Source organism: Rhizobium sp. SEMIA 4085, assembly GCF_013004495.1.
GTDB lineage: Bacteria > Pseudomonadota > Alphaproteobacteria > Rhizobiales > Rhizobiaceae > Rhizobium > Rhizobium gallicum.
In genome coordinates, this window is record NZ_JABEPH010000008.1 from 19,991 (window position 1) to 38,290 (window position 18,300).

The 18,300-nt window shown below is 58.6% G+C and carries 19 protein-coding genes; 13 read left to right on the plus strand and 6 right to left on the minus strand.

Features of this window, described 5'->3' with window-relative positions; genetic code table 11:
• Window position 1 precedes the first annotated feature (1 nt).
• From C9413_RS01970 to C9413_RS01990, 5 genes are all read left to right on the plus strand, one after another.
• Window positions 2-904, plus strand: coding sequence for a sugar phosphate isomerase/epimerase (locus tag C9413_RS01970; RefSeq protein ID WP_040116577.1), 903 nt, complete (start codon window positions 2-4; stop codon window positions 902-904).
• Window positions 905-969: 65 nt separating this feature from the next.
• Window positions 970-2,202 carry a sugar ABC transporter substrate-binding protein gene (locus tag C9413_RS01975; RefSeq protein ID WP_040115473.1) on the plus strand — a complete coding sequence of 411 codons (1,233 nt, stop codon included), beginning with the start codon at window positions 970-972 and terminating at the stop codon, window positions 2,200-2,202.
• A gap of 131 nt (window positions 2,203-2,333) precedes the next feature.
• Window positions 2,334-3,236, plus strand: coding sequence for a sugar ABC transporter permease (locus C9413_RS01980; RefSeq protein WP_040115472.1), 903 nt, complete (start codon window positions 2,334-2,336; stop codon window positions 3,234-3,236).
• Complete coding sequence (locus tag C9413_RS01985) at window positions 3,233-4,060, plus strand: carbohydrate ABC transporter permease (protein ID WP_040115471.1); 828 nt, start codon at window positions 3,233-3,235, stop codon at window positions 4,058-4,060. Before C9413_RS01980 ends, C9413_RS01985 begins: the two co-directional genes overlap by 4 nt.
• Entirely contained in the window at window positions 4,057-5,127 is a 1,071-nt protein-coding gene (locus tag C9413_RS01990; protein WP_170250142.1) for an ABC transporter ATP-binding protein, read from the plus strand. The genes C9413_RS01985 and C9413_RS01990 overlap by 4 nt, the downstream gene beginning before the upstream one ends.
• Window positions 5,128-5,143: 16 nt before the next feature.
• Here C9413_RS01990 and C9413_RS01995 read toward each other — a convergent pair whose 3' ends face one another.
• Window positions 5,144-6,175: an aldo/keto reductase gene (locus C9413_RS01995; RefSeq protein ID WP_040116576.1), complete on the minus strand. Its 1,032-nt coding sequence runs from the start codon at window positions 6,173-6,175 to the stop codon at window positions 5,144-5,146.
• A 272-nt stretch (window positions 6,176-6,447) separates the two neighbouring features.
• Between C9413_RS01995 and C9413_RS02000 the strand changes: the two genes are divergently transcribed.
• Window positions 6,448-7,359 (plus strand): LysR family transcriptional regulator, encoded by a 912-nt coding sequence (locus tag C9413_RS02000; RefSeq protein ID WP_052451793.1) that lies wholly within the window; start codon window positions 6,448-6,450, stop codon window positions 7,357-7,359.
• A gap of 76 nt (window positions 7,360-7,435) precedes the next feature.
• Window positions 7,436-7,636 (plus strand): hypothetical protein, encoded by a 201-nt coding sequence (locus tag C9413_RS32995; protein WP_040116574.1) that lies wholly within the window; start codon window positions 7,436-7,438, stop codon window positions 7,634-7,636.
• Between the two features lie 370 nt (window positions 7,637-8,006).
• Here C9413_RS32995 and C9413_RS02005 read toward each other — a convergent pair whose 3' ends face one another.
• Entirely contained in the window at window positions 8,007-8,324 is a 318-nt protein-coding gene (locus C9413_RS02005; RefSeq protein WP_040115469.1) for a hypothetical protein, read from the minus strand.
• Between the two features lie 437 nt (window positions 8,325-8,761).
• On the opposite strand from C9413_RS02005, the gene C9413_RS02010 reads away from it, so the two are divergent.
• Window positions 8,762-9,241, plus strand: a complete 480-nt coding sequence (locus tag C9413_RS02010) for a hypothetical protein (protein ID WP_040115468.1) — start codon at window positions 8,762-8,764, stop codon at window positions 9,239-9,241.
• Window positions 9,242-9,420: 179 nt separating this feature from the next.
• On the opposite strand, the gene C9413_RS02015 is transcribed toward C9413_RS02010, so the two are convergent.
• The gene (locus C9413_RS02015; RefSeq protein ID WP_040115467.1) at window positions 9,421-9,642 is read right to left on the minus strand and encodes a hypothetical protein; all 222 of its coding nucleotides are present in this window, start codon (window positions 9,640-9,642) and stop codon (window positions 9,421-9,423) included.
• Between the two features lie 283 nt (window positions 9,643-9,925).
• On the opposite strand from C9413_RS02015, the gene C9413_RS02020 reads away from it, so the two are divergent.
• From C9413_RS02020 to C9413_RS02040, 5 genes are read left to right on the plus strand one after another with little or no spacing between them, the layout of a single operon-like run.
• Window positions 9,926-11,071 (plus strand): extracellular solute-binding protein, encoded by a 1,146-nt coding sequence (locus C9413_RS02020; protein WP_040115466.1) that lies wholly within the window; start codon window positions 9,926-9,928, stop codon window positions 11,069-11,071.
• A complete protein-coding gene (locus C9413_RS02025) occupies window positions 11,071-11,964 on the plus strand; it encodes an ABC transporter permease subunit (RefSeq protein WP_040115465.1) in 894 nt (297 codons plus the stop codon). The genes C9413_RS02020 and C9413_RS02025 overlap by 1 nt, the downstream gene beginning before the upstream one ends.
• Window positions 11,961-12,788, plus strand: a complete 828-nt coding sequence (locus C9413_RS02030) for an ABC transporter permease subunit (protein WP_040115464.1) — start codon at window positions 11,961-11,963, stop codon at window positions 12,786-12,788. Before C9413_RS02025 ends, C9413_RS02030 begins: the two co-directional genes overlap by 4 nt.
• 36 nt (window positions 12,789-12,824) lie before the next feature.
• Window positions 12,825-13,904 (plus strand): ABC transporter ATP-binding protein, encoded by a 1,080-nt coding sequence (locus tag C9413_RS02035; RefSeq protein WP_040115463.1) that lies wholly within the window; start codon window positions 12,825-12,827, stop codon window positions 13,902-13,904.
• Window positions 13,897-14,745, plus strand: a complete 849-nt coding sequence (locus tag C9413_RS02040; RefSeq protein WP_040115462.1) for a glycerophosphodiester phosphodiesterase family protein — start codon at window positions 13,897-13,899, stop codon at window positions 14,743-14,745. Before C9413_RS02035 ends, C9413_RS02040 begins: the two co-directional genes overlap by 8 nt.
• A gap of 9 nt (window positions 14,746-14,754) precedes the next feature.
• On the opposite strand, the gene C9413_RS02045 is transcribed toward C9413_RS02040, so the two are convergent.
• The 3 genes from C9413_RS02045 to C9413_RS02055 form a co-directional block, all read right to left on the minus strand.
• The gene (locus C9413_RS02045) at window positions 14,755-15,579 is read right to left on the minus strand and encodes an inositol monophosphatase family protein (RefSeq protein WP_170250143.1); all 825 of its coding nucleotides are present in this window, start codon (window positions 15,577-15,579) and stop codon (window positions 14,755-14,757) included.
• Between the two features lie 176 nt (window positions 15,580-15,755).
• Window positions 15,756-17,744, minus strand: coding sequence for a PhoX family phosphatase (locus C9413_RS02050; protein WP_170250144.1), 1,989 nt, complete (start codon window positions 17,742-17,744; stop codon window positions 15,756-15,758).
• Window positions 17,745-17,870: 126 nt separating this feature from the next.
• A complete protein-coding gene (locus C9413_RS02055; RefSeq protein ID WP_040115459.1) occupies window positions 17,871-18,146 on the minus strand; it encodes a hypothetical protein in 276 nt (91 codons plus the stop codon).
• Window positions 18,147-18,300: the final 154 nt, after the last annotated feature.

Genomic DNA, 18,300 nt, shown 5'->3' on the forward strand with positions numbered 1-18,300 from the left:
CGTGAGCAATCCTGCAAAATCCATCCGTGTCGGAACTATGGTCAGCGCGTCCAAGGGTGGCGCCGACAAGCGTATCGGCCAGATCGCCGATATGGGGTTCGAGAGCTTTGAGCCCTTTTTCTGGCAGACGACCAACGGACAGGATCTCGCCGAGCTCGGCAAGCGCTCACTCGACGCGATCGGCGATCGCGACATTACAATTTCGACGCTCGGCATGTTTGGCAATCCGCTGGAAGAAACCGATATCGACTTGCAGACGCTGCAGGGCTGGAAGGACTGCATCGACAATGCCCATCATTTTGGCGCCACCTGCGTTGCCGGCTTTACCGGCCGCATCCGCGGTACACCGCTGACCGAGAGCCTGCCGCGTTACAAGCAGATCTGGAGCGAGCTTGCCAAGCGGGCTGCCGACAAGGGCATCAAGATCGCCTTCGAAAACTGCGCGATGGACGGCAACTGGGCAACCGGTGACTGGAACATCGCGCACAATCCGGATGCCTGGGAGCTGATCTTCAATGAGACGCCGGACGACAATATCGGCCTTGAGTGGGAACCCTGCCACCAGATGGTTTACCTGATCGAGCCGCTGCCGCAGATTCGAAAGTGGGCAAAGAAAATCTTCCATGTCCATGGCAAGGATGCGACGATCCGCTGGGATGTCATCAAGGAGCATGGCATCTTCGGCAAGGAAAAGTTCGTCTTCATGCGCACGCCGGGTTTCGGCGACAGCAACTGGACGGACATCATTTCGGAGCTGCGTCTGGCCGGCTGGTCGGGCTCGATCGATATCGAAGGCTGGCACGATCCGGTTTACCGCGACGTGTTGGAGATGACGGGCCAGGTCTACGCACTGAATTATCTGAAGCATGCCCGGGGCGGCGATTTCGTCGCCGATCCGGTTTGATGATACCGCGCCCGGCAAGGAGGATTTTGCCGGGCAGTCGGGGGTAACCACAAAGGAGGAGAACCATGGCTATCCGCAAATTCGCAGTTCTGGGCGCTTTGGCACTTGCCGGCGTCTCGCTCTTCGGCCTTTCAGCCAAGGCCGAAGACGTTACCATCAGCGTCTGGTCGCTTGATCGCGACATTCAACCGGCGCCCAATCTCGTCAAGGAATTCAACGCGCAGAACAACGGCATCAAGATCGAGTACCGCCTGATCCAGTTCGATGACGTCGTTACCGAAGCGATGCGCGCCTATGCCTCCGGCCAGGCGCCTGACATCATTGCCGTCGATAATCCGGAACACGCGATGTTCGCTTCGCGTGGCGCCTTCCTCGATCTGACCGACATGATCTCGAGGTCGACCGTGATCAAGCCACAGAATTATTTTCCCGGGCCGCTGAAGTCGGTCGAATGGGAGGGGAAATATTATGGAGTGCCGAAAGCAACCAACACGATCGCCCTCTACTACAACAAGGATATGTTCAAGGCGAAGGGCCTCGACCCGAACAAGCCGCCGCAGACCTGGGATGAGCTCGTTGAAGACGCGCGCAAATTGACCGATCCGGCTAAGAACGTCTATGGCCTGGCCTTCTCTGCAAAAGCCAACGAGGAGGGTACCTTCCAGTTCCTTCCCTGGGCCCAAATGGGCGGTGGCGGCTACGAGAACATCAATGCCGACGGCGCTGTCAAGGCGCTTGAGACCTGGAAGACCATTATGGACGAGAAGCTTGCCTCGCCAGATACACTGACGCGCGGTCAGTGGGATTCGACCGGCACTTTCAATTCCGGCAATGCAGCAATGGCGATCTCCGGTCCGTGGGAACTCGACCGCATGGTGAAGGAAGCCAAGTTCGATTGGGGTGTAACGCTGCTTCCGGTTCCGAAGCCAGGCGCGGACCGATCGTCGGCCATGGGCGACTTCAACTGGGCGATCTTCGCAAGTTCCAAGCACCCGGCCGAGGCCTTCAAGGCGCTTGAATATTTCGCCTCTCAGGACGACAAGTTGTTCAAGAACTACGGCCAGCTTCCGGCCCGTTCCGACATCACCATCCCGGTGACCGGCGAAAAGCTGAAGGATGACGCTCTCAAGGTCTTCCTCGAGCAGATGAAATTTGCCAAGCCCCGCGGCCCGCACCCGCAGTGGCCGAAGATCTCCAAGGCGATCCAGGACGCAATACAGGCAGCATTGACTGGCCAGATGAGCGCCAAGGAAGCACTCGACCAGGCCGCCGACAAGATCAAGGCCGTTCTTGGATAATTGGCACCCAGTTAATCGCTTCGTCTTCTCCCCCGCTCCGGGGAGAAGGAGAAACTCAACCATTTCCTCCCGGCAGGGGCTGTCTTCCGCGAGAGCGCCAGGCAGCCCCGTTCGGAGTTATCGGAGGCCCGATGAAGAGGATCCTGATGAGCGTTAAGGACGGCCGCGGTTTCGATATCGTGCTTGTCGCCTTTCCACTCGGCTTTCTGTTCCTGATGGCGGGGCTACCGCTCATCTACAATGTTGTGATGAGCTTCCAAGAGGTTGACATGTTCAGCCTCGGGACCTTCTCGCGCCCCTTCGTCGGCTTCAAGAATTACACGGATATCTTTGCGCAGCCCGAGACGCTGGGGATCCTTTACAACACGCTGATCTTCGTCACCGGCTCGATCGCAGGTCAGTTCCTGATCGGTTTCGGGCTTGCGTTGTTCTTCTGGGTGAACTTTCCCGGTGCGTCGTGGCTGCGCGGTCTCTTTCTCGTGTCCTGGGTCATGCCGGGCCTCGTTGTCGGCGCCATCTGGAACTGGATTTTGTCAGGCGACTTCGGCGTGCTCAATTTCATCCTGCGGGAAAGCGGCATCATCTCGGGAAACATCTTCTGGCGTTCCGATCCGCACTATTCGCTCTTTGCCGTCATCATTGCCAATATCTGGCTTGGCACTTCCTTCAACATGATCCTTCTATCCGTCGGCCTATCGGCCATCCCCGGCGATCTCTATGAAGCTGCAGAACTCGATGGTGCGAATGCCTGGCAGCGCTTCTGGACCATCACTTTGCCGATGATGCGCTCGACGATCGGCGCCATCATCGCCCTTGGCCTGATCTTCACGCTGCAACAGTTCGACCTCTTCGCCGCGATCACCTCTGGCGGGCCGAACAATTCCTCAAATGTAACGCAATACTGGGCCTGGGACTTGTCTTTCCGCCAATATGATTTCGCCAAGGGTGCCACAATCTCAGTCATCATGATCGTCTTCGTCATGATCGCCTCTGTCGTCTATGTCCGCTCGACACGCCATGAGGTGCGCGGATGAGTGATACAAACCGCAACCGGCTGATGTTCGCAATCGCCGTCGCCATGGCGGCGATCTATCTCTTTCCGCTCTACTGGATGTACGTCACGGCGCTGAAAAGCGGCTCGGAGATGTTCGCCACGCCGCCGAGCTTCTGGCCGTCTTCTCCGCAATGGAGCACCTATGCCTATGTCTGGGAGAGCCGGAACATGGGCCGCTATCTCTGGAATTCGCTGGTGATCGCGCTCGGTTCCGTTGCACTCATCACCATTCTCGGCGTTGGCTGCGCTTACGTGCTGGCGCGATATCGCAGCATCTGGGTGGATATTGGCCTGTTCCTGATCCTCATGCTGCAGGTTCTTCCGGCCTCGCTGATGGTTACACCGATCTTCGTCGGTTTCTCGCAGCTCGGCATGCTCAACTATCCGCGCCTTGCCGTTATCATCGCCATTGCAGCAAAAAGCATGCCCTTCTTCGTCGTCCTCGTCCGCGCCACCTTCATGGCCGTGCCGCAGGAATTGGAAGAGGCCGCTCTTGTCGACGGCAATTCCCGCATCGGCGCCTTCTTCAACATCGTCTTGCCGCTGGCGCGCAACGGTATCCTCGTCAGCGCGATCCTCATCTTCATGCAGGCCTTCGGCGAATTCGTCTATGCGAAATCAATAATCCAAGCCGCCGAGCTTCAGCCGGCGAGTGTCGGTCTCAATTCCTTCATGGGACCGAACACGAACGAGTGGAACAACATCATGGCCTACGCCACGATGTATGTAACGCCGATCCTCGCCATTTTCGTTCTCTTGCAGCGCCGCATCGTATCCGGCCTCACCTCGGGAGCCCTCAAATGACCACTCAGATCGAGCTTGCCGGCGTCAACAAGCATTACGGCGCCTTCCACGCTCTCAAGAACATCAACCTGTCGATTGCCAAAGGGACGTTCGTGGCGCTCGTCGGCCCTTCCGGCTGCGGCAAGTCCACGCTTCTGCGGTCTCTCGCGGGCCTTGAAAGCATCTCTGAGGGCGACCTCAAGATCGCTGGGGAGCTGATGAACAACGTGCCGCCGCGCAAGCGCGACGTGGCAATGGTCTTCCAGTCCTACGCGCTTTATCCGCATATGACAGTCGAGCAGAATCTCACATATAGTCTGCGCATCCGCGGCGTCGCCAAAGCCGAGGCGAAGAAAGCCGCCGAGGAAGTCGCCGCCACCACCGGCCTGTCGCATCTCCTGAAACGCTATCCGCGCGAACTTTCAGGCGGCCAGCGCCAGCGCGTCGCCATGAGCCGCGCCATCATCCGTCATCCTAAGGCATTCCTCTTTGACGAACCGCTTTCCAATCTGGACGCAGCGCTGCGCGTCCATATGCGCAAGGAAATCCGTGCGTTGCACGACCGACTTCACGCGACTTCCGTTTACGTTACCCACGACCAGATCGAGGCTATGACTATGGCCGATCATGTCGTGGTCATGCGCGAGGGCGTCATCGAGCAGCAGGGAAGGCCGCTTGATCTATACGACACGCCAGCCAACAAATTCGTCGCCGGCTTCATCGGCTCGCCCGCAATGAACTTTATCCCGGCGATCGTCGGCGAAGATGGCACAAGCCTGCCGCTCGACCCCGGCCCGTTGAAGCACAAGCTGACGATCTCAAGCAAACTGCTCCCCGCCCGCAGAATAACCGCCGGCATTCGCCCCGAGCATATCGGCATCACCGGCCAGGGGCAGGGCACCTTCGACGTTCCGGTCGCAGTCGTGGAATCCACAGGCTCTTCGACCTTCATCACTGCGGCAACCGGACCAGAACTTACCATTGTCGAAACCGGTCGCGGAAATGCTCGGGCAGGCGATACTATCGGCGTGATTGTCGATCCGGAGAAACTTCACCTCTTTGATGAGACAAGCGGCGTCAGGATCTGACGCCGCCTTTCAAGATTCAGCGTCCGCCTTCCATCTTGCGGTGGCGCTGGTTAATGCCATGCTCACCATAGGGATATTGCCCGGGCGTCGGCGCGCTGACTTCGTTGAGCCTGGTGGTTTCCTCAAGCGAAAGCGCAAAGCTGGCGGCATTGAGATTGTCGGCGAGCTGCTCAGGATTTCGCGCGCCGAGAATGACGGAGGTTACTGCCGGGCGCGCCGCCGTCCAGGCAAGCGCCACTTGCGCCATGCTGACGCCGCGGGCTCTGGCAATCTCCTCGACCGCCCCGATAACTGCCCAGGTGCGCTCCTGCGCATTGCGGGCTTCGAAGGCTTCGCCGCCGCGCGTTGGATTTTCGCCCAGACGGGTTGCGCCGGTCGGCATCTGATCACGCTTGTATTTTCCAGTCAGCCAGCCGCCGCCAAGCGGTGACCAAGGAAGCAACCCCAGGCCGGCATCCTGGCAGGCCGCGACGATTTCAAGCTCGATATCGCGCATCAGCAAATTGTATTGCGGCTGAAGCGTGACCGGCCGTGTGTAGCCGCGCGCCTTGGCAATTTCGGAAGCCTTGGCAATTTGCCAGGCGACATAGTTGGAAAAACCGTAGTAGCCGATCTTGCCCGCTGAAACGGCGTCGTCGAGAAAGCGCAGAGTCTCCTCGATCGGCGTCAGCGCGTCCCAAGCATGCATCTGGTAAAGATCGATATGCTCGATGCCCAAGCGACGGAGCGAGTCGTTAAGCGCCTGGTTAAGATGTCTGCGTGAGAGACCGATATCGTTGGGACCCGGGCCCATCGGGAAGCGGCCTTTGGTTGCGATCACCGCCTGCTTTGCCTCGGTCGGCCGCGTCTTCAGCCAGCGGCCGATGATCTCTTCAGACTTGCCAGCGCTATATACGTCGGCGGTATCAATGAAATTGCCGCCCCAGGCGAAATAATCGTCGAGCAGCTTATAAGAGGCGGGCTCGTCCGCCTCCGCACCAAAGGTCATCGTGCCGAGACAATAGGCGCTCACGATTGTGCCGCTCTGACCGAGTTTACGATAGTCCATGTCAACCTCCTGATACATCAAAGCCGCGACACCAAGGGCGGCCACTGTCTGCGCATCATCGGCACCGATCGTGGCCGTGTGCAGCCTACGCTTCCTCTCCTGCGCAGCTGTCGGGAAGGACAGCGTCGAGAAGACCGTCATGAACGAATAGGTTGATCACGTGAGGTAGAAGCAATGCCGAAAACGCCGCCAGAGAATGCGTCAGGCGCTTCCATCTTTCAAACGGAAGATTTAGATGAGATTGATCAATATGTGTGAAAAATGAGGTTCCAGTGGAACTACGCCAGCTCCAGTATTTTGTTGCTGCGGCAAAAGCCGAGCATTTCACGAAAGCCGCGCAGCGGTTGAACATTGTTCAGTCCGCTCTTTCGAGTTCAGTCCGGGCGTTGGAACAAGAGCTCAATGCGCAGCTTTTCGTCCGCACTACTCGAAAGGTGCGACTGACGGCCGCCGGCAGGGCGCTGCTCGAAAAGGCGGAGATTGTCCTTGAGGCAGCGAAGGACGCACGGGAAGCGGTAGACGCTGTTGCGCAGGCGAAATCGGGCAAGTTGAACCTCGGAACAGTTCAGGGACTGCCGGCATTTGTCGATCTGCCGCTTCTACTTGCCCGTTTTCATAAGCGTCATCCGCATATCGACGTGCGGCTGATACAGGGAGGCGCGGTCCATCTTCTGGAGAAGGTCAGGAACGGCAAACTCGACCTTGCATTCCTGCCCATGTTTGATCCGCCGGCCGACATTGTAACCGTCACCATCGCCTGCGAAGAACTGGTTGTCGTCTGCAACAAATCGCATTCACTTGCCTCAAGCCAGGTTGTTTCACTTGATGAAATTGCAACGCATGCCTTTGTCGAATTCGAGCACGATTTAGGTACGCGCAAAATCATCGATGATCTATTTTTGACGGCGAACATTGATCGCAAGATCGCATTTGAGGTGAGCGATCTCGGCACGTTGATGGAACTCGTCGGACACGGGCTCGGCATCGCCCTCGTGCCGGAATCGGTCGCCTGCAGCCGGGCACAGACATTGAGTGTTTGCCGTCTGAAAGAAGCAGATGCATGCTGGGAGGTTGTATTGGCTTCATCGGCGACATCGGGCGACGCTCTGCCGAGGCGCTTCGAGGAGATCATCGGAAGTGATGCCACCGGCATCGAAGTTTGCCCCGCGCCGGGTGGTGCGTGAATTGCGGATACTGTCGAGGCTGGGCGGCCTATGATCGTCTCGTCATCATGGCCGGAAGTGAGAGAGGGGGATGAACATGAGACGGAAATTCGGTTATGCATTCGGGGCGAGCTTGATCCTGCTCGGATTGCTCTGGATCGGACAAGGTAGCGGGCTCTTCCCGTACCCTTCCTCGAGTTTCATGGTCAATCAAAGTGTATGGGTTTTATGGGGTGTCATAGTCCTGGGGATCGGTGGCATAGCTGTCTTCATCACCCGTAAATTGCGCGGGGACTGATAGGCTGGCTGGCCTAAATTGAGCCCGCCGTCGCAGCAGACAGTTCGTGTGCTCTGTTTTAGCCGATCTGCCGGTGAGGCAATTTGGCAAGGTCAACAAGGACGCAGTTGCCGCTGACAAAATGGCCAACAGAAGGGCCCCAAGCTTTTAGAAATCCGCCCAGTGTTGGACGCAGCAAGTGCCCATCCCGTCAGGAAGCTGAATCCCGTTATATCCATGACTTAAGATCGCTTACCTAAAGTGTCGGTTGAAATATAATCTGAGATGACAGCAACGTTCGTAGGCTTTGACCATGCTTCACACTGCTGCGATTTCGTTTCGCAGGTCGGAGAATCCGGGTACAACTCTCATTTCGAGCGCCTGGGCTTCCTTATTCGGCGACAATGTTGCCCTGATAGTCGAGGGCGATCAAAACAGCCTTGCCGTCCTTCATGCCCGAGGCCATCCAGACGCCTTTGTCGTTGAGTTTTAGGTCTTTAACCTCCGTGTAGCCTGCATTTTCGATGCGATCCTTTGCCTGGGCTTCGGTGAAGCTGTTGGCACCTGCGACGGGGGCAGTCGGGTTCTTCGTGCCTGGTGTTGCGATCGCAGGCGTGTTTCCGGACGGGGAGGGCGCAAATGTCGCCTGGGCCAGCACAGAGAAGGCGGATGTCCCGAGGGCGGTAGCGGCTAGGATGAACGCGCGCATTGTTGTGTTCCTTTTTGGGATCGCCGAGATCCGTGCAAGGAACACCCGGTCGAACTTTAAAGTTCCGGATATTTTTTAGGCGTAAGCGGCATCTTAAGATCCCAATGCATCCCTATGATTTAACGCGCCTTCTTCTGCAGCTGTAACGCAATGCAAACGCATACCTGCCTGTTGTTGAAGCGATTAGGGCCACTCCCCGCAGCCACGAAAAATCAAGCGTCGGCAAGATCATCAACGAAAACAGCACTGATGGAAATTTTTTTGCTGAAATACGCAGAACTGCAAGTGGCCAGCCACTATTCGCGGTGAAGTTCCGGCAAGGATACTCGCCGTAATGACTTTCGACTTTGACATGCTGGTCGGTGGCAGTTGGAACACAAATCCGGAACTTCCCGGCACCTGCGGGATTACTGCGATCAAGCAAGGAGGAACTCGACATGCCAAATCCAGACGAATCCCCAGCAGTTCAGTCCATGAAGCGGGAGCAGGCCCAGCAGCGCAAGCGATCGGGAAAGGGCGAACTCGAGAAAGGGCTTGAGGACACCTTTCCGGCCTCGGATCCCGTTTCGGCCACCCACACCACGGCACCATCTGGAAGAGTGGACGCCGAGGCGGCCGAGCGCGTCCAGCGGCAGCGCGACCCCCAAATGCCCGACGAAAAATCTTCCTTGGTCGATGAAGCGCTCGCTGCAAGTCGAAAGCGGAGCGAGGTCAACCGCGGCGAGATCAAGGCTCTGCGAGCAGAAGTAAGCCGCGTCTCGGAGTCCGCAACAGAGCTCGCCTCCGATACTGCGCGGATCGCGAAAGTTCAGGCGAGAAGCTTTGTTTATGAAATCGAGGAGCATGTGAGGGCAAGACCCCTGACGGCCGTCGGCATAGTTGCGGCGGTCGCCTACCTCTGGGGCGCTACCCGCTGACGCCGTCTTTGGATCTTCGCTTTCTCTTGAAGTTGTAGACCATATCGCGGCTTGGCAGATCGCTGTTACGGGACCGATCAAGCCCCGTCCGGTGCCCATGAGATCATTCTCGGGCTGGAAGAACCGCATGCTCGTAAGTCAGAAAGCACCGCCGGGCGACAAACATTGGGGCATGCATTTTATACGGCTTCCGTTTGCATGATCGTCCCGTGCAACTGTGCTGAAGCCTCGTTATCGTCTGACCGCACACCGGCGCTCGTGCCATTCATTGCCCGTGCATCGACGCGCGCTGCAGCTTCGCGAAGCAATGTTGCAAAAGCGTCAAGCGATACCCTGTCGGCGCGCATAAGCTGCCGGATCAGTGGATCGGTCAATACCTCTGACATGGTCATATCGCGCATAGTTGCCTCCTGATGATGAAAACAATCTAGCCGCGATTGATTACAATCTAATGTAAGCGCGACGGCGAAAAGATGACCACAGACCGGCCGTCAATCATCGGCCGCATTCAACAACGTCGGACTCGCCTATTCTTTTGTCGATGTTGTTGTTGCATAGATATGAATGCACGGCTGTGCAAAAAACCCTTCGTCCGGACCCTTTTGTCATCCCGATGTCACGCGTCAGCGTTAGCTAGCTCCAACAGGCACGCGGTGTGCGACCGCGAAACGAATGGAGTGGGTAATGAACAGACGCGAGTTTCTTATCACGTCGTCGGCCGCAGCAGCTGTTCTGGCTGCGCCGCGTTTTGCCACCGCAGCAGCGAGGACGATCGATCTCTACAGCGGCTCCGATGCCAATATCGTCGACTTCTGGAACAACATCGTCCGTCCGGCTTTCGAAGCGGCCCATCCAGACGTTGCCTTGAAGGTCACTGATGCCGGCGACAATACTGGCCTGCGCGCCATTGCCGATCGAGCCCTGGCCGCCCTCCAGACCAAGACCGATCCGCAGGCAGACATCTTCGAAACATTCGATCCACGCCTGCCGACGGGTGGGATCGACGCCGGTCTTTGGGTCAAGTTCTCCGCAGAGAACGTCGAAGGCTTCGACCGCGTCAATCCGCTGAGCGTCGACAGCGAATATTCGCTTCCCTACCGCGGCTCGCAGGTTCTTCTCGCCTATGACAAGGCCAAGCTCGACCCAAAGGATGCGCCCAAAACCTGGGAACAGCTGATTTCATGGATCAAGGCCAATCCCGGCCAGTTTATCTACAATCGTCCCGACAAAGGTGGTTCAGGCGGCAACTTCGTTCGCCGCGCCATCCATGAGGCCAACGGCCGCGATCCGAAGAAATTCACGATCGACAACTTCTCGGCCGATTACGCCAACCAGACCCTGACGCCTGCCTGGGCGATCCTCAACGACCTTGCGCCGTCGCTCTATGAAAAGGGCGCGTATACGGCCGGCAACACGCAGTCGATCCAGCTTCTGGCGCAGGGCGTCGTCACCATGACGCCGGTCTGGTCCGACCAGGTCCTGCAAGCGATCTCGCAGGGCGTTCTGCCGGAAACGACCGGCCTCGTTCAGCTCGGCGACCTTGCGCTTTGCGGCAATTTCTCGCGCATGACGGTGTTTTCGAACGGCGCACACAAGGACGCGGCCTTGAAGCTCGCCGCCTTCCTGCTGACAAAGGAGATGCAGGAAGCAATCATCACCGAGATCGGTGGTTTTCCGGGCATCTCCTGGGAGCATATCTCCGAGCAACTCCGCCAGAAATATACCGATGTCGTCCCGGCGACGATCCCGACCTTTCCGAGCGGCGATTGGGAGCCTGCCATCAATGACGGCTGGTACCGCAGCGTCGCGCCGGGCATCAGCCGTACCTGATGCGCAGGGAGTTTGCGCTACGATCGCTGGCGCGCTGGCGCGCACCAGCCGCCACGAACGCTTCGGCAGGGCTTCTTCTCGTCGCCGTGCCGGTGCTTCTGCTGGGCTGGCTGATCGTGTATCCGATCATCGCCGCAGTCATCGGCACGGTTTTCGTGCGCCAACCGGACGGCGCTACTGTCTTTTCGCTTGCCTCCTATCGCTTTTTCTTCAGCGATACCTATAGCCTGGCCAATCTCTGGCTTACGCTTTGGACGACACTGGTTTGCGGCCTGCTGCTTCTCGCGACAGGCCTACCGATCGCGCTGTATCTGCGCTTTTCGCGGGGACGGCTCGCAGCCTATGTCCAAGGCCTTGCAATCTTTCCGATGTTCGTCCCGTCGATCATCCTCTCCTACGCGCTTATCCGCACGATCGGTCCGAACGGCACCGTCGACATCCTCCTGAACGCGACCGGCCTGCCAAAGCTGCCGTCTCCATATCTGACGCCCTGGGGACCAGTGATCGGCCTCGTCTGGGACAATCTTCCCCTGACGGTGCTGATGCTGGCGGCCGGATTGGGCAATATCGCCAAAAGCTCGATCGAAGCTGCGCGCGATGTCGGTGCTTCTCCGTTGCGGGTCTTCGCTTCAATTATCCTGCCGCGAATGGGCAATTCGTTTCTGGTCACGGCCTCCTTCGCCATCCTCGGCATCTTTTCGTCCTTCACGCTGCCTTACGTGCTTGGTCCAGCTTCGCCCGAGATGATGGGGCCGTTCATGCAACGCACGTTCTCCGACCTCAACGACCCGCTGAATGCTCTGACGCAAGCGGTGATCACCTTCGGCTTCTGCCTGGTGTTCGGGATCTTCTATGTTCGCTCGATCGCGAAAAACCGGGAGGGCGGTCGATGATCCATGGTACAACTGCCAGTGCGGCAAGGATTGATTGGGTTGGCATCCTGTTTGCGGCGCTGCTGACCCTGTTCATCGCGCTTCCGCTGATTGTTGTCGGAACCTGGGCCTTTACCGAGGTTTGGCGCTATCCCTCTGTCATTCCGCAGCAGTTCGGGTTGCGCTTCTGGTCACAGACGCTATCGCGCTCCGACGTCTGGGAATCGCTTTTTCTCAGCCTTCGGCTGACGGCGACCGTGACGCTGCTGTCGGCCGTCATCTGCCTGCCGGCGGCTTACGCATTTGCGCGCATGACCTTTCCGGGCAGGAACATCCTCTTCCTGTCCTTTCTTGCTTCGCACGCCTTCCCGAAGTTCGGACTGCTTGTCGCGATCGCCGGCATCTTCCTGCAGCTCGGCCTGATCAGCACGTTCTGGGGTGTCGTCCTGATCCAGCTCGTCGGCACCCTCATGCTGATGATCTGGATCCCTGTCGCGGCGTTCCAGAACGTTGACCGGCGCATGGAGGAAGCGGCCCGGGATGCAGGTGCCGCACCACTGCGGGTGTTCTGGTCGATCACCCTTCCGCAGGCTGCACCGACAATTGCGGCTGCGCTTCTGCTCACCTTTGTTGGTACCTTCTACGAAACGGAGGGAGCGTGGCTGATCGGTGCTCCTGAAGTCCGAACCATGCCGGTATTGATGATCACCTTCATCAACAATCAGATCGTCGTGCAGTACGGCGCAGTCCTCTCGGTCCTGTTGTGGGTGCCGTCCTTCATCGCGCTGATGTTTGCCCGCCGTGTCGTTGGAACGGGTGCCTTTGCCCGCGGCTTTGGCGCGTGACGTGCGGATGGGGCATGACCCGAAGAAAGGCTTGAGATGGCACGCTTGACGATCAAAGGGATTTCAAAGGCCTTCGGCGCTTCGTTCGCGGTGCGCGATTTCTCGCTCGATGTCGATGATGGCGAGCTCGTCTGCCTGCTCGGACCATCGGGGTCCGGAAAGTCGACGCTTCTTCGCATGATCGGCGGTTTCGAGCGACCGAGCGCAGGTTCAATTCTCATCGACGCCAAGGATGTTACGACACTTGCGCCGGAGAAGCGCCCGACAGGGATGGTGTTTCAAAGCCATGCGCTCTGGACGCATATGGACGTCTTCAACAATATTGCATTCGGGTTGAGGATACGCAGGCTGCCGAAACCCGAGATCACCGAGCGGGTTGAAAGCGCGCTCGCACTTGTCGGCCTTTCCAACTACGGAAAGCGGATGACGACACAACTTTCGGGCGGGCAGCAGCAGCGCGTGGCGCTGGCGCGCTCGCTCGTGCTCGAGCCGAAGATCCTGCTGCTCGACGAGCCTTTTGCCAGTCTCGACCAGCATTTGCGCGAGCGCCTGCGGGAAGAGGTGCGCGACATCCAGCAGCGCCTGGGCATCACGACCCTGTTTGTCACTCATGGGCAGGACGAGGCACTGGCGCTTGCCGACCGGGTCGTCGTCATGCGGGATGGCGGCACGGAACAGACCGCATCGCCGGACCTCATTTACCGCGAACCGAAGACCGAATTCGTGGCAGGTTTTATCGGCTCCATGAATTTCGTTCGCGTGAAGGTCCGCAACGGGATCAGCGAACATCCGGACTTTTCGCTTACAGTTCCGGTCGAAGACGGCGATCTCGTGCTCGCCTTCCGACCGGAAGCGCTCTCGCTCAGCCGGACAAAGAAGTCAGGCGCCGGAATCGTGCATCGCAGCATCGATTTCGGCACTCACAGGATCGTCGATATCGACCTTGCAGACGGCACGCGGCTCAAGGCCATGACGGCACCGGATGTCGATTGGACAAGGGGCTCCCTTGTGGAACCGGCAGCCACCGCCTATTTCGCCTTTCGTGACAACAAGCTCGTCCATCGGTCGGCCGCCGCCGGCGAGCTGCAAACCGATCGGATGCTCGGACATGTCTGACCGCAGAGGGATTGCCGTCGATACAGGTGCGCACCGGACATGGCTGAAATGGCATCGTGGCCATCGCTTCGCCGGTGACATCTCATTCACGCGCCAGCGGATCGCCGAAGGCATGTTGCTCGGCGCCAGCGTCGAGATAGATCTCATTCGTTTTTGCGGCGAAGGTTTTGCGGTTCTTCACGATGAAACACTCGATCGGGCCACGACGGGCACGGGCCGTGTCGTGAATGCTTCGCAGGAGTATCTGCGTGGCTTGCAACTTCGCGATGATGCCGGCGTGCCGGCAGATCACCCGGTGATGCTGATCGACGATCTCGGGCAGCTTCTTCTTGCGGGCGAATGCGATGAAAATGCCGTCCTGCAGTTGGATCTCAAGGAGGCGTCGGCGAGTATTCGCGACGTGGATATTACCGCCTTTGCCGCAGCAATGTCGCCGGTCGCGCGATCGGTCATTCTGTCTGGAGGCGACGCTGCAGCCGTCGAACGGCTTTCCGGCGCGGTTCCCGACATGCCGATCGGCTATGACCCTTGCTACGACGGGGCGATTGAGCGCTTGATCGAAAGCCGCGACTTCGCAGGCTTCGTGGAAACAGCGCTGAAGGCATCGCCGCGCGCGCGAATGTTCTATCTCAATTACGAACTGGTACTCTTCGCCGACGCTGCAGGTTATGATCTCATTGACGCCTTCCATCGCGCTGGCCGCCGCGTCGATGCCTATACCGTCACGGCAGCCGTTCCCGAAGTCTTGCCGAAGGTTCGCCGGCTTCTTGACCTGAAAGCGGATCAAATCACGACCGACGATCCGGTCGGGCTGGAAGCGCTGCTGGTCAAGCACCTGTAAGTCCCCAGCTCAGTTAAACCCCTGGACAAGCCACGGATGGATCGCCCTATTTGCGGCGAGGATATCGCCGTTTGCCGTGACCGGCCCGCCGGAAAAGGCCGAAACCTGTCCGCCAGCCTCTTCGACCAGAAGGACCGACGCGCCATAATCATGCAACGACAGGCCGTCTTCGAAAAAGCCGTCCAGCCGTCCGCATGCCACATAGGCAATCGAACGTGCTGCTGAGCCCAGCCGCCGCACACCAGCCGTATTGACCATCAGCCGCTTGAGCGCGGTGAAGTAAGTGTCCTCGCTGACGGCTTTCACTTGTCCTGGAACGGGCAGTCCAGCGCCGATTAGGACGCTTTCGATTTCGGCGTTCTCGATGCAGCGGATCGGTTCGCCGTTGAGATAAGCGCCGCCGCCGGCCTCCGCGCTGAACAGTTCATCCTGCATCGCATCATAGATGACACCAGCCACGATGCGGTCACCTTCGGCGATCGAAATCGTCATGCCGAAATGCGGAATGCCCCATGCGTAGTTTGTCGTGCCGTCGATCGGGTCGATATAGATGACAGGTGTGCTGGCCTCGGCATCACGATTGCCGACGGCTTCCTCTCCTTTGATCGCGTAAGTGGGAAAGGCTTTCGCCACCTCATCGACGATGATCCGCTCGACCGCCACGTCGATTTCCGTCTGGTAGTCACGCGGAGCCTTCGAGACGATCTCGCTCACCAGCCGCCGCTTTAGCGATCTGCGGGCGGTTTGCCCCGCTTTCAGTGCCGTATTTGCCAGGAGCAAAAGCCGTTGCGAGGCCGCCGGTGACAGGCGGGTGGAGACTGAGGACGAGGTCATGAAGAATTCTTATCGAAAGGATGCGCAAATCGTTTGGCCAAAGCTTTCGCAGAAGTGCATGAAGTTTTTGTGACGCGAGAGGGCATGGGATGCAGACAAAATTGTGTTCCGGCGGCCAACAATAGCCGGGACGACGGACTCGTCCCGGCTAACAAAGGCTGTGTCAACGCGCCGTCTCAGATGCCGATCTTGCCGCCGCCGATCTTAGTGATGGCAAGTACAGACGGACGCACTGGCATGTCATCCTTGAAGTCTGGCCACCTGGTGGAAAGATCTTCGTAATAGGATGGGCGGCCATGGCCCGCCCAGTCATCACCGCCGTCCCCGGGATGCTGCACGGCGACGAAAGCCGTTTCGTCATCCGGGGCAAAGAGCGGACCACAGAGCTCGGCACCGACCGGGACGCGGAAGAACAGGCGAGAGGTGGCGCGGGCGTCACCCTCGGTGTCGACAGCCCAAAGGCCGTCAGTGCGGCCGGTGGCCTTGTTGTTATTGCCGTCCGTTGCGACCCAAAGACGGCCGGCCGAATCGACGGCGCAGTTGTCCGGCATGCCGAACCAGCCGTTCTTGGAAGTTTCGGTCGAGAACGTCGCGCCGACTTCGGCAACCGCAGGATCGCCGCACTTTAAGAGAACTTCCCATTTGCCTGAAGTTGCGGAGTAATCGCCGCCATCCTCGGTGATCTCGATGATGTGACCGAAGGCGTTGTCGGGTCGGGGATTTGCGGCGTCCACCTGATCGGCCTTGCGCTTGCTGTTGTTGGTCAGCATGACATAAACCTTGCCGTTGACGGCGTTCGGTTCGATGTCTTCCGGCCGGGCCAGTTTCGTTGCGCCGATAATGTCGGCGGCGCGACGCGTCTCGATGAGAACGTCGGCCTGGCTGGCAAAACCGTTTTCGGCTGTCAGCGGTCCCTGGCCGAAGATGAGCGGTAGCCACTGCAACGTACCGTCCTCGGCAAATTTGGCCACGTAAAGCGTGCCCTCATCGAGGAGATCAAGATTGGCGGCACGGTCGTTCGCATTGAACGTTCCCGACGACACGAACTTATAGACATAGTCGAAGCGTTCATCGTCGCCGAGATAGAAGACAACACGGCCGTCCTTGCTGACGATCGATGCCGCTCCCTCATGCTTGGTACGGCCAAGAGCGGTGCGCTTCTTCGGGATCGCGGTCGGATCCATGACGTCGACTTCGACGATCCAGCCAAAGCGATTCGGTTCGTTCGGTTCCTTGGAGAGGTCGAAGCGGTCGTAATAATTGGCCCAGTCGTATCCGCCTTCCGGCACGCCGTAGCGCTTGTAATTGGCGGCTTCCTTATGGCCTTCCGGCAGTTCGCCGGAGAAATAGCCGTGGAAATTCTCTTCAGCCATGATGTAGGTTCCCCAGGGGGTCACACCGCCAGCACAGTTGTTGAGCGTGCCGATGACGCGCGTGCCGGTGGCGTCGGCTGAGGTCTTGACCCGATCATGACCGGCGGCCGGGCCGGTAAGCTGCATTTCCGTGGTAGAGGTGATGCGGCGGTTGTAGCGGCCTTCCTGGACGCCCTGCCACTTTCCGTCGTCCTTGCTGATCTCGTCGATCGTGTCGCCCACCGCGGGCCGTTTGTCGTCGCACCTGTCCTGTCTGAGCCTTGTGTGGGGGGTGTTCCCGTCGACGATCTTGACGATACCGGGAAACATCAGGTGCGGGTTCGTATATTCGTGATTTACGACAAGCAGCCCGTGGGTCGAAGAACCTTCAAGCGGGATGAAGCCGACATAGTCGTTGTTGTACCCGAATTGCCGGCGCTGCGCTTCTGCCGTCTGCTTGGTCGGGTCGAAGGCCGGTGCGTCCGGGAAGAGCGCGTCACCCCAACGCAAAAGGACGTCGGCGTTGTACCCTTCGGCGACGTGATGATTGGCATCCACGCCGGCCTCGACTTCCGGGAAGGAGAAGGCCGAAGCGCCATTCGCGCGCGCCTTTTCCGCTGTCATCAACGCCACAGGGCTGACGGTCGCGGTAATGGCGGCAACTGCAAGCGAACCCTGGAGGAAACTACGGCGCGAAAAGCGCTTGCTGATGATTTCGCCCATGGTCGGATTGAGGCTTGAATTGTGGCCTTCGCCATCTGCGTCTTCAAGTTGCGTCGTGGGGAATATCTTTTGAGAAAGATGTTCGTTCATGGGACTGGCTCCAAAGTTGAGAACGGCCCCCTAGTTTTGGAGCCATTCTAAACTTAGGGCTGGGATATTACGGAAATGCGACAGTTGTCTTACCGCTCGCTCGTAACCGGTCGCGGTCGGTTGGATTTAGTGCCGCGTCATTTTATGCCAGTTCTGGACATCCTTCGCCGTGATCCAGATGCGGCCATCGAAGGCGATCTCGCCATGATCGAATTTCCGGCTTGCAATAAGTTCGAGTACGCTCAGATCCTGCGGCAGCCACCGTGGGTCAGGCGCAGCCTGAACGCCAGCAAGCGCATCTTTCGTCACACACACGGCTTGATGCGTGTCTTCGGCCTTCATGACGATAAGCGCATCGTTGCCGATCAGATTGAACGTATCCGGTAAAGCGATAAGCTGCATTTGCAAACTCCTTGGAGAAGATATCCAGCCCAAGCGCCGCGTGCCTGAAGCTTCAAAGCCTACGCGACATGCTGCCTTGCTATCGCGGAAAAGCAGCGCCCTATTAATAGGCCGGCATGGTTAACGAAAGGTTGCCGGCTCGAAGCCCGTAGGC